This is a genomic window from Actinospica durhamensis, assembly GCF_018139695.1.
GTDB classification, from domain to species: Bacteria; Actinomycetota; Actinomycetes; order Streptomycetales; family Catenulisporaceae; genus Actinospica; species Actinospica durhamensis.
Genome location: NZ_JAGSOG010000235.1, coordinates 1 through 13,995, shown reverse-complemented (window position 1 = coordinate 13,995; position 13,995 = coordinate 1). Strand labels below are relative to the sequence as shown.

15 protein-coding genes are annotated in these 13,995 nt (G+C 71.9%); 12 read left to right on the top strand and 3 right to left on the bottom strand.

The genetic code is table 11. The annotated features are described in order from the left end of the window. The first annotated feature begins 436 nt into the window (after window positions 1-436). Window positions 437-1,246, top strand: coding sequence for a ferritin-like domain-containing protein (locus KDL01_RS31550; protein WP_212532315.1), 810 nt, complete (start codon window positions 437-439; stop codon window positions 1,244-1,246). Continuing rightward, the gene (locus KDL01_RS31545; protein WP_307846706.1) at window positions 1,243-2,058 is read left to right on the top strand and encodes a ferritin-like domain-containing protein; all 816 of its coding nucleotides are present in this window, start codon (window positions 1,243-1,245) and stop codon (window positions 2,056-2,058) included. Before KDL01_RS31550 ends, KDL01_RS31545 begins: the two co-directional genes overlap by 4 nt. A gap of 522 nt (window positions 2,059-2,580) precedes the next feature. Here the strand turns inward: KDL01_RS31545 and KDL01_RS31540 are convergent. The 3 genes from KDL01_RS31540 to KDL01_RS31530 all read right to left on the bottom strand — a co-directional run bounded on the left by KDL01_RS31540 (window position 2,581) and on the right by KDL01_RS31530 (window position 5,953). After that, window positions 2,581-3,549: an FAD:protein FMN transferase gene (locus KDL01_RS31540; protein ID WP_212532314.1), complete on the bottom strand. Its 969-nt coding sequence runs from the start codon at window positions 3,547-3,549 to the stop codon at window positions 2,581-2,583. A gap of 346 nt (window positions 3,550-3,895) precedes the next feature. After that, entirely contained in the window at window positions 3,896-5,245 is a 1,350-nt protein-coding gene (locus KDL01_RS31535; protein WP_212532313.1) for a sensor histidine kinase, read from the bottom strand. A gap of 6 nt (window positions 5,246-5,251) precedes the next feature. Then, entirely contained in the window at window positions 5,252-5,953 is a 702-nt protein-coding gene (locus tag KDL01_RS31530) for a response regulator transcription factor (protein ID WP_307846705.1), read from the bottom strand. A 302-nt stretch (window positions 5,954-6,255) separates the two neighbouring features. On the opposite strand from KDL01_RS31530, the gene KDL01_RS31525 reads away from it, so the two are divergent. The 10 genes from KDL01_RS31525 to KDL01_RS31480 all read left to right on the top strand — a co-directional run bounded on the left by KDL01_RS31525 (window position 6,256) and on the right by KDL01_RS31480 (window position 13,820). After that, window positions 6,256-6,639, top strand: coding sequence for a hypothetical protein (locus KDL01_RS31525; protein ID WP_212532312.1), 384 nt, complete (start codon window positions 6,256-6,258; stop codon window positions 6,637-6,639). Then, window positions 6,636-7,322: a ferric reductase-like transmembrane domain-containing protein gene (locus tag KDL01_RS31520; protein ID WP_212532311.1), complete on the top strand. Its 687-nt coding sequence runs from the start codon at window positions 6,636-6,638 to the stop codon at window positions 7,320-7,322. The genes KDL01_RS31525 and KDL01_RS31520 overlap by 4 nt, the downstream gene beginning before the upstream one ends. Continuing rightward, window positions 7,319-8,692 (top strand): NADH-ubiquinone oxidoreductase-F iron-sulfur binding region domain-containing protein, encoded by a 1,374-nt coding sequence (locus tag KDL01_RS31515; protein WP_212532310.1) that lies wholly within the window; start codon window positions 7,319-7,321, stop codon window positions 8,690-8,692. The genes KDL01_RS31520 and KDL01_RS31515 overlap by 4 nt, the downstream gene beginning before the upstream one ends. A 30-nt stretch (window positions 8,693-8,722) precedes the next feature. Next, entirely contained in the window at window positions 8,723-8,974 is a 252-nt protein-coding gene (locus KDL01_RS46135; RefSeq protein WP_212532316.1) for a ferredoxin, read from the top strand. A gap of 13 nt (window positions 8,975-8,987) precedes the next feature. Continuing rightward, window positions 8,988-9,620 (top strand): hypothetical protein, encoded by a 633-nt coding sequence (locus KDL01_RS31505; RefSeq protein WP_212532309.1) that lies wholly within the window; start codon window positions 8,988-8,990, stop codon window positions 9,618-9,620. 407 nt (window positions 9,621-10,027) lie between these two features. Continuing rightward, the gene (locus KDL01_RS31500) at window positions 10,028-10,432 is read left to right on the top strand and encodes a hypothetical protein (RefSeq protein ID WP_212532308.1); all 405 of its coding nucleotides are present in this window, start codon (window positions 10,028-10,030) and stop codon (window positions 10,430-10,432) included. Then, window positions 10,429-11,115, top strand: coding sequence for a ferric reductase-like transmembrane domain-containing protein (locus KDL01_RS31495; protein WP_212532307.1), 687 nt, complete (start codon window positions 10,429-10,431; stop codon window positions 11,113-11,115). The genes KDL01_RS31500 and KDL01_RS31495 overlap by 4 nt, the downstream gene beginning before the upstream one ends. After that, window positions 11,112-12,467 (top strand): NADH-ubiquinone oxidoreductase-F iron-sulfur binding region domain-containing protein, encoded by a 1,356-nt coding sequence (locus tag KDL01_RS31490; RefSeq protein WP_212532306.1) that lies wholly within the window; start codon window positions 11,112-11,114, stop codon window positions 12,465-12,467. Before KDL01_RS31495 ends, KDL01_RS31490 begins: the two co-directional genes overlap by 4 nt. Beyond that, a complete protein-coding gene (locus KDL01_RS31485; protein WP_212532305.1) occupies window positions 12,464-12,679 on the top strand; it encodes a ferredoxin in 216 nt (71 codons plus the stop codon). The genes KDL01_RS31490 and KDL01_RS31485 overlap by 4 nt, the downstream gene beginning before the upstream one ends. Window positions 12,680-13,109: 430 nt before the next feature. Continuing rightward, window positions 13,110-13,820 (top strand): pentapeptide repeat-containing protein, encoded by a 711-nt coding sequence (locus tag KDL01_RS31480; protein WP_212532304.1) that lies wholly within the window; start codon window positions 13,110-13,112, stop codon window positions 13,818-13,820. Window positions 13,821-13,995 lie beyond the last annotated feature (175 nt).

Genomic DNA, 13,995 nt, shown 5'->3' with positions numbered 1-13,995 from the left:
TTCGCCCGGCGCCCCAATCCGCCGGCGATACCCGAGCACGCCTGGATCAACGAACCGAAACCAGAGACAGAACCCGTCCTACGCTATCCATAACAACAGGCCGTCTTACTTGACTTGACAACTTCCGCTTCGCGCAGTCCGCGCGCGATCACCGCACCCAGTAGCAGGCTCATTGCGATACTCCCGCCCGGCTCGCGTGGCTCGACGGCGGCCCAGCCTGAAATTCGAGTCATGAGATGTGTCAGGTCGAGTGATCGACTGGACGCCCTCGATCCTTCGTGGCCGCAATGGTTCTCGGCTTGGCCTGTTCACTCGAAGGAGCGAATCACACCGGAATCTCGCCTATCGGCCAATCCGTCGCGCGCCGCGGTCCGAATGTCCGCCCAGTGAGTCGGCGGCTGTCGGCCTCGCTCGTCGAAGAGACTGGAGGGCCGTGATGGATGGCGAAGCCATCGACACCCGGCTGCTTGCCGCACTGACCGAAGAATCACAGGACCTCAACAGCGACGCCGTCCGCCTCACCCGGAGCGCGCTCGCCGACTTCACCGGAGAGCAGCACGAGGCCCGTGGCCGACGCGGAGCCGGGATCATCTCGGCGGGCCTGCTCGGCCTCGGCGCGGTGTTGCTGGGCGGCAAGCGGGCGCAGGCGGCCACGGCGTCCACGGCCGCGAGCCCGAGCGGCAACGACGTGATGGCGCTGCAGACCGCGGCGTCGATCGAGAACCTGGCCGTGTCGGTGTACACGACGGCGGCGGGCCTGTCGTTCATCAAGTCCGGCAACCCGACGGTCGCGGCGTTCATCGCCAAGACCACCGCGCAGCACCAGGACCACGCGGCGGCGTTCAACGCGGCGCTGAGCGCGGCGGGGGCGAAGACCCAGGGCGGGGTGGACCCCAAGTACGAGGCCGCCGTGAAGGCGGCGCTGCCGAACATCAAGAACGCGGGGGAGGTGGTCTCGCTCGCGCTCACGCTCGAGGACGTGGCGGCGCAGACGTACACGAAGTACGTGGGCGAAGTCACCACGATGTCGCTGCGCACCCTGTTCGGGTCGGTCGCGCCGGTCGAGGCGCAGCACCGTTCCGTGCTGCTCGCGGTGCAGGCGCTGCTGAACGCGAACGACGCCGACCTGATCACGATCCCGACCGACGCGGCGAAGCTTCCGGCCGCCGCCGGCAGTGTCGGAATCCCGGTCGCCTTCTACCCCACCGCCAACGCCTCCCCGACCAGCGAAGGAGCAGTGTCGTGACCCACACCTCCGACTGGGAGCTGCCCGGCGGCGAAGCCGCTCTCAGCGCACTGACCCGCGACCTGGACGAGGCCCACCGCGAGGCCTACCCGCGCATGCAGGCCGCCTCGGCCGCGTTCGCCGAGGAACTGCACGACACCGGCGTGACCGTCATCGCCGGGCGCACGGTGGGCCGCCGCGGGTTCCTGCTCGGCCTCGGCGGAGCGGGCGCGGCACTGGCGCTCGCCGCGTGCTCCTCGAACTCCTCGGGTTCGAGCCCGGATTCCCGCGCCGGAACGGCCACCGCCATGGCCACCACCGGCAGCAGGTACACCGGTGATCTCAAAGTCGTGGCCCTGGCCGTCGCGCTGGAGAACCAGGCGGTGGGCGCCTACCAGGCCGCGCTGAACGCGGCGCAGGCGGGCAGGCTCGGGACCGTGCCGGCGGCGGTGGGCACCTTCATCACCACCGCGATGAGCCAGCACCAGGACCACGCGAAGGCGTGGAACGCAGTCCTGACCGGGGCCGGCGTCCCGGCGATCACCGGCGTGCCGCTCTCGAACCAGGCCGCCACGACCGAGGCGCTCGGGAACGCGGGCACGGTCGCGGACGTCGCGAAACTCGCGCTCGAACTCGAGAACCAGGCCGCCGAGACGTATCTGTTCGCGGCCGGGAACGTCGCAAGCTCCGGCGGCATCGCCACCGCCGCGTCCATCGCCCCGGTCGAGGCCATGCACGCGGCGGTGCTCGGCTTCGTGCTCGGCCGGTATCCGGTTCCCGACTCGTTCCTGGGCACCGACAAGGCCGCGAGCACCAGCCTGCTCACCGTCTGACCCGCCACCACCCGGCCCACCGGGCCGGCCAGACTCCTGTCCGCGGGGTGAACAAGTGCCCTGCCACCCCGCGGGCAGGGCCACTCCGAGAGCAGGGAGAAACAGCTCAAGCGCCCACCACGGCCGCCGACACCCTGGCCGAACCGGATGAACGGCCCGGCGTACGGACGCTGGCGCCGGAGTGAGGGCGCTGATCCGCCCGCCGGGGACGATACCGGCGGGCATCGACGCGTCGTCGCGGAACTCGTCGCGAACTCGCCTCGCTACGGTGCTCGGTGCTCGAGTCGCACGCCACACGGAAGCTTCACAGTCGCGATCGGATGAGCTTCACAACCGGCCGGTGAAGTGGGCTCATGAACATTCCCTCCACAGAATCCGCGAGACACCGGACCGCGCCCGTGACCCCGAGCGAGACGCTCGGCCCGGCTGCCAGGCTGGTCGGTGCCGTCAAGACCTATGGTGCGGGTCCGGGAGCCGTCCGGGCGCTCGACGGCGTGGACATCGCGTTCGGCACCGGTGCTTTCACCGCGGTGATGGGCACTCCGGGCCGTCCGCATCCGGTTCGGACGGCCAGCCGCCCAGGGTGAGCACGCGGCCGTCGTCGCGCACGAGCCGGGCGGGCAGGCGTTGGTGCTCGAGCCACGCCGGCGCCGCCTCGCCTCGCACGAGCGCGGCGGTGCTGGCGGTGTTCGCGTCGACGCAGGTGGCCGCGGTGACACTGACGGTGCGCCAGGGAGCGTCGGCGGGGGCTCCCGTGCGGGGGTCGAGGATGTGGTGTGCCGGGCCGGCGGTGGTATCCCAGCGGCGCGTGGTGGTGCTGGAGGTGGCCAGCGCGCCGGAGAGCACGCTCACGACGGGCCCCGGCACCGTGTCCTCGGCGCGATGGTCGTCGGCGATCTTGATCTGCCATCCGCCGACGGGGGCGGGACCGGCGGTGGCGATGTCGCCGCCGAGGCCGACCAACACGCCGCATCCGAGCTCGCGTGCCGCCGCGTGGGCAGCGCGGTCGGCCGCCAGGGCCTTGGCCACGGCTCCGAAGTCCAGCCGGCAGCCCGGCTCGGTGCGCAGGGTCATGGTGGCCGGATTCCAGCTGACGCTCTGCCATCCCGGCGCCGGCACCCGTTCGCGCACGGTGAAACGCACGCCTTCGTGGCGCAGCACTTCGATGTCACGGTCGTACCCGGCGGCTTCGAGGCCGGCGCCGCAGGTCGGATCGACGTCTCCGTCGGTGGCGGCCGCGGCGCGCAGGGCGGCGGAGACCACCTCGGCGAACAGCGGGCCCACGGTGACGGCAGTGCCCGCGGCGGCGTTGACCCGGGCGAGTTCGCTGTCGTCGCGGAACCTGCTGCAGGCCACGTCCATGGCGCAGGTCTCGGCCCACACCAGGTCACGCGCGGCGGATACCGAGTCCGGATCAGTGCTCAGGACCACCGCGACACCGCCCCACAGCGGGAAGCCCGCCCGGGCGGGGGCGGCCGGCGCGGCGTTCATGATCCCCCCGAAATGACCCGAGAAGGCCCTGAACCATGGCTCTGGCCCGGCGGCACGCTCGGGGCGTTTCCGGTGCCGGACCTGCCGCCGCTCGTCCCGCCGCCGTTCTGCGACGAATGCGCGAGGCTCGTCGGGATGAGGTGCGCGAAGCCGGCCGACTCGTCCCGGGCGGCAATGTTCTCACGGAGCCTGATGTCCATCGGTTACTCCCGTCGTTCAGCGTAGGTGTACGGAGACGAAGCCGCGACTTGCCGGCTGCAGGTGGCGGGTGGCGGCCGGCGGCCGGCGGCCGGTGGGCAAAGATTCCGCGGTCTCCTTCGCCCTCGCGGCGGTACCGGTGCCCTGCTCAGCGTTGCGCGGGCAGCTCGATCCGGACGGTCAGTCCGCCGCCCGGGGTGTGTTCGAGCGTCACCCGGCCGCCGTTGACGGAGGCCAGCCGGTTCACGATGGCCAGACCCAGGCCGCTGCCGCCGGTGCCGGAGCGTCCGAAGCGGCGGAACGCGGTCGCCCGCGCCTGCTCGCTCATGCCGGGCCCGTCGTCGACGACCCGCACCACGACCGCGGCCCGGCCGCCGGTCGCCGAGACCCGGACGTGGCCGCCTTCGGGGACCGAGTCGAGCGCGTTCGCGATCAGGTTGTCGAGCATCTGGTCCAGGTCTCCCGGGCCGATGTGCGCGAGCGTCGGCTGCGCGGCCGTGTGCATGGCATCGAGCGCCACGCCGCGGTCGGCGGCGACCGGCTCCCAGGCCGCCACCCGCTCCGCCACGACCTGGTCGGCGCGCACCGCCTCAGGCCGCGGGAGCTCGCCCTCGGCTCGCGCGACGGCGAGCAGGCCGTCCACCAGACTCGCCAGGCGGGCCATCTCCACCTGCAGCTCGGCCATCTCCGCCGCCGTCTCCTGCTCCGCGTCGTCCGCGAGCAGGTCCACCCGTAGCCGCAGCGCGGTCAACGGCGTTCTCAACTGGTGCGAGACGTCGGCGACCCACTCGCGATGGGCGCCGATCAGCGACGCGGTGCGCTCCGCCATCCGGTTGAACACCGCCGACAACTCGCGGACCTCATCCGGACCTTCCCCGGTCGGTGCCCGCGCGTCGAGGTCGCCATCGCCCAAGCGCGAGGCGGCCGAGCTCAACACGGTCAACGGCCGCGCCACCCAGCGCGCGAGCCGCCTGGCCAGCAGCGCACCGAGCGCGAGCACCGCCAGACCGGTGACCGACAGCCATGCCCACACCTCGCCGACCCGGTCGTTCACCGGGTCGGCGCTGCGGGCGAGCACCGCGACTCCGGCGAAGTGGCCGTCGTCGCCCACAGGCACCGCCGCGAGCAGCCAGTCGCCCTGCTGAGCGAACGCGGTCTGTTCGGCGCCGGACCGGACCTCGCCGGCCAGCACGGATGCGCGGGCCGGCGGACCGGACGCGCACGCGGTCGTGGCCACCACCTGCCCGGACGCGCGCAGCACCACCGCGCAGTCCCCGCCTTCGGAGGCCTCGGCCAGTGCCTGGTTCATGGCCGTGGGCGGGTCGTGGTCGGCGAGGTACTCCTCGGCCTGTGCGGAGAGCTGGCGGGCGGAGGATTCGACGGCGAACCGGAACGAGGCGCGCTCGTTCGCGGTCAGCGAGAGCCCGAGCGGGACCACGGCGAGGATGAGCAGTGCCGTGATCAGACCCATCGTGACCAGCGCGATGCGGCGCGACATGCCCTGTCAGTCTCCGTCGCCCGGGGCACTCGGCCGCAGCCGGAAGCCGTGGCCGTAGACGGTCTCGATCAGCCCGTCGACCGCGAGCTTGCGACGCAGCGCCGCCATGTGCACGTCCAGCACCCGCCCCGGGCCGTACCAGTGCTCGTCCCACACCCGGGTGAGCAGCTCCTGCCGGGAGACGGCCCGGCCCACATCCGCGATCAGGCATTCGAGGATGTCGAACTCCTTCGGCGTCAAGGACGCCTCCTGTCCGCGCACCGAGACCCTCCGCGTACGCGGATCGAGCACGACCGGTCCGGCGGCATACACCGTCGGGCCGGACGGGTGCACCCGCCGCAGTACCGCCCGGATCCTCGCCTGCAGCTCCGCCAGCCCGAACGGCTTGACCAGATAGTCGTCGGCTCCCTCGTCCAGGGCCGCGACCCGGTCACCCTCCTCCCCGCGCGCGGTCACCACGATCACCGCGGTGTCCGCGCTCTCCCGCAGCCTGCGGCACACCTCGAGCCCGTCCAGGTCGGGGAGGCCGAGGTCCAGCAGCACCAGGTCGGCCGGAGCGGCGGCCAGCGCCGCGGCGGCCGTGCCGACCAGCTCGACCTCGTAGCCCGAGCGCGAAAGCCCGCGGCGCAGCGGCCCCGCGATCCCCTCGTCGTCCTCCACCACCAGCACACGCACCGGCGGCTCGGAGGCGGGCGTCTTGACACTCACGCAGCCAAGGTAGCCCCTGGTTCGGGCGTCCGACGTGGGACGACGTGACCGCCGTGCCGACTCGGAGACGACCCGAACGAGCTGCTGCCGTCAACGAATGCGCAGTTCAGACCGCCTGTGTCGAGCCCGGGCCGCCTCGTCGCCGCTCTGAAACAACCCCGCTACAGCCGAAAACCCTAACCGGATCTGAACAGGTGCCTTGCATGTTCCGAACAAGCCGTTGGCGAGGCTAGGACCGAACCGACGACCGGCACCACCTGAGGAGAGCGAGGCCGACCTTGTCGCCCAGGACCACGCCTGACGTGTCCGGCCGCGCCGAGCAGCGTGACCGCGGACTGCGCCGGGTGCGCACCGCCACCGGACTGATCACCATCGCATCGACCGCGGGAGCGGTCGTACTCGCCGGCGCCTACGCCGAGGCGATGCCGGGCAAGCCCGCGGCCGGCACCGGAACACAGACGACGGCGCACACCGCGACGGCCGAGCCGGCTTCCCCGGAGCCGACGCTGTCGACGCAGCGATCCGTCGCTGCCGCCGCGCCGACCCGGACCGAGTCCTCGACCCGGGCCACCTCTTCGGCACCCGCTCCGGCGACCTCCTCCGCGCCCGTCCTCAAGCCGTCCGCCCAGCCGCCGACGACGGCGCCGAGCACGGCGCAGACCCAGGCGACCTCGGGAGGATCATGAGCGAGCTGCTCGACAACCCCCTCTGGTTCGCCACCCGGGCCGCCGGCAGCGTGGCTCTGATCCTGCTGACCGCGACCACCGTGCTCGGTGTGGCCGGAGTGGTGCGCTACGCGCCGAACCCGGTGCGCCGCTTCGAGTTGGCGGCCCTGCACCGCAACCTCTCGCTGCTGTCCCTCGCGCTGCTCGCCGTGCACATCGGCACAGCGCTGGCGGACAGCTACGTGCCGATCGGCTGGATCTCCGCCCTCGTCCCGTTCGTGTCGCCCTACCGGACACTGTGGGTCGGACTGGGCACGCTCGCCTTCGATCTTCTGCTCGCCGTCGCGATCACCAGCGCGCTGCGGCTTCGCATCGGTCTTCGCCGCTGGAAGGCAGCGCACATACTCGCCTACGCGGCCTGGCCCATGGCCGTGTTCCACGGGGCGGGCACGGGCAGCGACACCAAGCTCGGCCCGCAGCTGGTGCTGTACGCACTCTGCATCGCCTCCGTGATCGCAGCGTCGTGGTGGCGGCTGAACCAGGCCGGGCCCGGCCGGGTCGGGGCACGCGTCGGGGCCGCGTTGCTGAGCGTCGCGGTCGCCGGCGCGTTCTACGCCTTCGTCGTATCAGGCCCGCTCGCACCCGGCTGGTCCCACCGCGCGGCGCCGCCAGCCACCACACCGCGGATCGGCGGCGCCCGATGACTACGGGCCTGCACGCTCGTACGCAGCACGGCTCCGGACACGGCCAGAGCCGCCGCGGCCGCGCCGCCGGGCCGCCCGAGGGCGAATACGGTGAACGGCTGCTGGCCGGCTGGCTCACCACCGGCCGCCCCACGGATCTCGAGGCGCATCTCGCCTGGTATGGCCGGGCACCGTTGACCGGGGTCGGCGAAGGCGAGCATCCGCTGATCGAAGCCGTGGCCCGGGCCGGGCTCATCGGCCGCGGCGGCGCGGGCTTCCCCACGGCGACCAAACTGCGCGCCGTCGCCCGGGCGAAGCGCCCTGCGCGGGTACTGGTCGCCAACGGCATGGAAAGCGAGCCGGCCGCGTCGAAGGACAAGGCCCTGCTGCGGTTGGCGCCGCATCTCGTGCTGGACGGGATCATGCTCGCCGCCGAGGCGGCCGGCGCGGGCGAGGCGCACCTGTGTGTCGCCCCCTCCCGCGCGGGGCTTGACCGGGAGCTGCGCGACCTGATCCGGCAACGGCGCCGGCACGGGCTCGATCCGATCGAGATCCAGGTGCACACGCCGCCGCACCACTACGTCTCGAGCGAGTCGTCCGCCCTGGTCAACTGGCTCGGCGGCGGCGAGGCGAAGCCGACCACCACGCCCCCGCGTACCGCCGAACGGGGCGTGGCCGGCCTGCCCACTCTGGTGGACAACGTCGAGACCCTCGCGCACCTCGCGCTGATCGCACGCTTCGGCCCCGGTTGGTACCGCTCTCGGGGGACGGCCGAGTCGCCGGGAACGACGCTCGTCACGCTGGCCGGCGCCGTCGCCGACCCCGGCGTCTACGAAGCCGTATTCGGCTGGAGGCTCAGTGACCTCCTCGCCCTGGCCCGGCCGGCCGCGCACGCTCAGGCCGTCCTGGTCGGCGGCTACTTCGGCACCTGGCTGCCCCTGCCTTACGCCGCAGCGCTCGAATACAGCGGGCCGGGTCTGGCCCGCACGGGCGCGAGTCCGGGCGCCGGCGTACTCGCGGTCCTTCCGGCCGGAGCCTGCGGACTGGCCGAGACCGCGCGCGTCCTGCGGTACCTGGCCGGTCAGAGCGCCCGCCAGTGCGGGCCGTGCCGGTTCGGATTTCCCGCCACCGCCGAGGACTTCGCCCAGCTCGCCTTCGGCCGCTGCGACCGCGACGCGTGGGAACGGCTCGAACATCACATCGAGCTGCTGGCCGGACGCGGAGCGTGCAAGCATCCTGACGGAGGTGCCCACCTGGCCGCATCCGCTCTGCGGGCCTTCGCTCCGGAGGTGCGGCGGCATCTGGAATCAGGCCCCTGTCGCGCTGCGCTCAACGCTCCCGCGCTGCTTCCGATCCCGCGGGAGACGATCGGGGACGGAGACTGGCGATGACCCGCGCCCGCCACCGCCTCATCAGACCGCATCGCCTGCACCGGCCACGGCCTGTGTGCCGAACTGTTCCCGGAACAGCTGACGCTGGACGAATGGAGCTACCCGGTCCAGGCTCCCGGCCCGTTCCCCGCCGACCAACTGCGCCACGCCCGCCGTGCCGTCGCCGCGTGCCCGGCACTCGCCCTGCGCCTCGAGACCTCACGCAGCCGCGAGCCGGACCCGACGACGGCTCCCCGGACATCCTCATCACGCGATCTCCCCCGGCCCCACCCAGCGAATTGAACCAGGACGCGCCATGACCCTGCCCCGCACCGAGCCGTCGCACCGCCGCCCCGCGGATTCCGGCGGCCTCAGCGGACCCGAAGGAAATGAACGGCTCACCGCGTTGACCGGCGTCGTCCTGCTGCTGCTGTTCGCGGCGGAGGGCTTCACCCTGTTGCGGCTCGGACGGCTGCTGTACTGGCACTACCTGCTGGGATTCCTGCTGGTCGGCCCGGTCTGCCTCAAAATCGGCTCCACCGTCTACCGTTTCACCCGCTACTACACGCGCCATCAGCCGTATGTGCGCAAGGGGCCGCCGTACCCGCTGCTGCGCAGCATCGGCCCTTTCACCGTGCTCGCGACCATCACGGTCATCGGCACGGGCGTACTGCTCGGCATCCAGCACCAGCCGCACGTCTACGGCGGATTCTCGCTGCTGTTCCTGCACAAGCTGAGCTTCGTCGGCTGGGCGGCCCTGATGACCGTCCACGTCCTCGCCTACCTGCCGCGCCTGCCCCGACTGCTGGCCGCCGACGCCATGCCCGGCCGCGCCGCCCGCGCCGTCGGCGGACGAGGACTGCGCTACGGCCTCGTCCTGCTCTCCCTCGGCGCGGGAGCCGTCCTGGCGGCGTGGGGCGCCGACCTGTCCTCGACCTGGAGCCGCTGAGCACGCGACCTCGAGCAGGGCGCGCCCGGTTCGGCGTCCTTTCGCGTCCTCGGCGGCGAAGCCCGAGTGACCTGGCGTGGCGGATTTGCGCCTCTCCGTTATTACTTTTAATTCAGCTTGCGGGGGCGTCCTTTCGTTCGACGCGCGCATTCTCGGATTCCATTCAGCAAGTCCCGGATCCGATACAAACGCGCAGCTCAGGGCCATCGCACAGGACCGCCCCGCGGCCGCACGCCGCTCCGCCGCGCCACCTCCGCACATCTTGCGAATCTTTACCGGATCTGAACTTTCACCTCTCCTTCTCGGCGTTTCCGAATGTCAAACTTGCTTCTCGAATGTCCTATTTGCGAAGATTGGAGCCGCGGGAGAACCGCCGCCTCGGATCAATGCCGGAGAGGAGACCGACTGTGCCGCCCAGAAACGCCCACGACGTCACGGACCGCGCCGAAGCGCGCAACCGCGGCCTGCGCCGGGTGCGCCGTTCCACCGGAGTGATGACGGCGGCGGCGGCCGCCGGAGTGGTCGTCCTCGCCGGAGGCTATGCCGCCGGGATGCCGAGCAGCACCGCGGCCGCGTCGAGCACGGCGAAGCCGGCGCACACGGCGACGACCCATTCGGCTTCGACGAAAACCGCGACGTCCACCCCCGCGACGTCCACCCCCACTGCCTCCGGCCGAACCCAGACGCAGCAGCAGACGACGCAGGCCAAGACGCCGAAGGCCTCATCCACTCCGACGCTGCAGGCTCCCACGCAGGCGCCGACGACTTCCACCGGCAACACGACTTCCCAGGCGACCTCGGGAGGTTCGTGAACGCGCTGTTCAACGACCCGCTGTGGTTCACCACCCGCGCTTCGGGCACGGTGGCTTTCGGCCTGTTGACCGTGACCGTCGTGCTCGGGGTGGCCGGCGTGGCCCGCTACGCCCCGGCTCGGATGGGCCGGTTCGAGGTCGCCGCACTGCACCGCAACATCTCCCTCCTCGCGCTCGCCGTCCTCGGCGTGCACATCGGCACGGCACTGGCGGACAGCTTCGTTCCGATCGGGTGGACCGCGGTGGTGGTGCCGTTTCTCTCGCCTTACCGCACGACGTGGGTGGGGCTGGGCACGCTCGCGTTCGACCTGCTGCTCGCCGTCTACCTGACCAGCGCGGTGCGTCTGCGGATCGGGCAGCGCCGGTGGAAGGCCGTGCACCTTTGCTCCTACGGGGCCTGGGCGGTGGCCCTGTTCCACGCGGCGGGCACCGGAAGCGACACCCGGCTCGGGCTGCAGATCACGCTCTACAGCGTGTGCGTCGCGGTGGTGCTCGCCGCGATCTTGTGGCGGCTCTACACCGTCGGTCCAGGGCACCTGGCCGCACGCGTGGGACTGGCGACGGCGAGCGTCGCGACGGTGGCGGGATTCTACGGATTCCTGGCCGCCGGCCCCCTCGCACCGAACTGGTCACACCGCGCGCAGCAGGCTCAGAGCACCGAACCGATGGGAGAACGCCGATGATCACGGACATACGCACGCCGCAGCCGACCCCCGGACGCGGCCGCGCGGGCCGACCCTCGCTCGAAGGCGCGCACGGCGAGCGGCTGCTGGCCGGCTGGTCGAGGACCGGCGCTCCCACTGAACTTCCCGAACATCTCGACCGTCATGGACCGGTGCCCTCCTTCACGGCACACGACGGCGAACACCCGCTGATCGAGGAGATAGCGCGGGCCGGTCTGGCCGGACGCGGCGGCGCGGGTTTTCCCACCGCGAAGAAACTGCGCGCCGTCGCGGGCGCGAAGCGGACCGATCGCGTAGTGGTGGCCAACGGCATGGAAAGCGAACCGGCGTCCGCAAAGGACAAGACGCTGCTGCGCCTCGCCCCGCAGCTGGTCCTCGACGGAATCGTGCTCGCGGCCGACGCGGTCGGGGCCCGACAGGCGCACCTGTGCGTCGCCCCGGACACCGGCCTCGACCAGCGCCTGCGCGAGCTCGTCGCGGAGCGGCGCGCGCTCGGCATCGACCCGATCGAGATCACGGTGCGCACGCCGCCGCACCACTACGTCTCAAGCGAGTCATCCGCCCTGGTCAACTGGCTCGGAGGCGGAGAAGCCAAGCCGACCACGACTCCCCCGCGCACCGCCGAACGCGGTGTCGGCGGGCTGCCCACCCTGGTCGACAACGTCGAGACCCTCGCACACGTCGCGCTCATCGCCCGGTATGGAGCCGACTGGTTCCGCGAGCGCGGCACGGCCGAATCGCCCGGGACGACGCTGGTCACCCTCACCGGCGCGGTAGCCGAGCCCGGGGTATACGAGATCGAGTACGGCACGAGCGTGCACGACATACTCGAGCTCGCACACCCGGTCGGCGATGCCCAGGCCGTCCTCGTCGGCGGCTACTTCGGCACCTGGCTCCCCGCCGCTGAAGCCGCAGCGCTCGAATACAGCGCGGCCGGCCTCGCCTCGGCCGGCGCGAGCAGCGGCGCCGGAGTGCTCGCGGTCCTGCCCCCGCACGCCTGCGTCCTCGCCGAAACCGCGCGCATCCTCGAGTACCTCGGCGCGCAGAGCTCACGCCAGTGCGGACCGTGCCTGTTCGGCCTGCCGGCCACCGCGGGCGACTTCGCGCAGGTCGCCTTCGGGCAACCCGACCGCGAGGGCACGGAACGGCTCGAACGCCGCGTCGAACTGCTCCTCGGCCGCGGCGCCTGCAAGCACCCTGACGGTGCCGCGCGCCTGGCGGCATCGGCCTTGCGCACGTTCGCACCGCACGTGCGCCGGCATCTGAAGTGGGGGCCGTGCCCGGCCGCAGTCGACGCCCGGCCCCTGCTCCCCACCCCTGCCGAGACGATCAAGGATGGTGACTGGCGATGAAACGCACCGCACGCCGACTCGTGATCGACCGGATCGCCTGCACCGGGCACGGCTTGTGCGCCGAGCTTTTCCCCGAGCAACTGGCGCTCGATGACTGGGGTTATCCGATCCAGTCGCCCGGCCCGATAGCGGGCGGAGATACCCGGCACGCACAACGCGCCGTCGCGGCCTGTCCCGCTTTGGCCATGCGCCTGGAAGCCGCCCGCGGTTGACCGCATCCCGTCGTCGATCTCGATGCCGATCTCGATGTCGACGCCGAGCCGGATGGCAGGTGCCGCGGCCTTCACGTTCGGGTCGTCGTTCGGCGCCAGTGCGTCCATGCCGCGGCCGTGGTGGCTTCGGCCTGCGCGTCGTCATCCATCCAATTCAGCCATCGAACGCTCCGTGCGGATACTCGGGCTAACCGCGTTTGCCCTGCTCGTGACGAGTCGGGGCATCAGAGCGGCGGGCCGTCGCCACAGTTGCGGCAGTGGCTACCGTCCCGACTCGCTGGGCTGACGCCTCACGCAGGGTTCGTTGCGGCACGGGGCCAGACGGGGCACTGCGTCGGCGCGCCTCGGGGGCGAGGGGGCCTCGGGCCTGTTGGATCACTCGCATCGGTCCGATCAGCTGATCGACGAACGAGTGAGGAGTTGTATCGCGATGACTTTTTCGAATGGTCGCCGGGCGCGCGGGGTCGCCGCCGGTGTCGCGGCGGTGTTGCTTGCCGTCCTGGTCCCGGCCGGAGTCGCGAACGCGCAGGTGGGGCCCGGCGATTGTGTGGGGACCGAGGCACAGCAGATCGCCCTGCTCAAGGCCGACGTGACGGCCTGGAACATCTGTAGGGCGAGCCACCCCGGCAACCCGACCCTGGCCGACGCCAACCTGGCCGGTGCGAATCTGGCCCATGCCAACCTCAGCTACGCCGACCTGAGCCGGGCCGACCTGGTCGGTGCCAACCTCACCGAAGCCGACCTGCGTCGCGCCTTCCTGCCCGAGGCCGGTCTGACCGGCGCCAGCCTGCTGCGCGCCACCCTGACCGACGCCGACCTACTCGGCGCCGACCTGACCCACGCCGACCTGCTCCGCGTCAGCGCGGCCGAGGTCACCCTGAGCGACGCCAGCCTGAACTATGCCAACCTGACCGAGGCCTACCTGGACAGCGCCATGATGGCCCGCACCGACCTGCTCGGCGCCGACCTGACCCGCGCCAACCTGACCGACAGCTTCCTTTACGGCGCCAACCTGGTGCGCGCCAATCTGACCGACGCGAGCCTGCGGCGTGCCAACCTGACCGAGGCCGACCTGACTGACGCCAACCTGAGCGGCACCGACCTGAGCGGATGCAGCGGGAATCCCGTCTGCACGGTCTGATCCGCTCCCATGACTCGCCGCGGCCTCTTCGGCTGGACAGCGCGAACCGGTCATCCGTCGCGGCCGACGCTCGTTGTAGAAGGCCTCGTCATCGTGCAGTAGCTGGACCAGGTGCGGAACCCCGGTTTTCGCGGAGGCCGTCGGGGCCTGCTACCGCCCCATCGCCCCGCTGCCC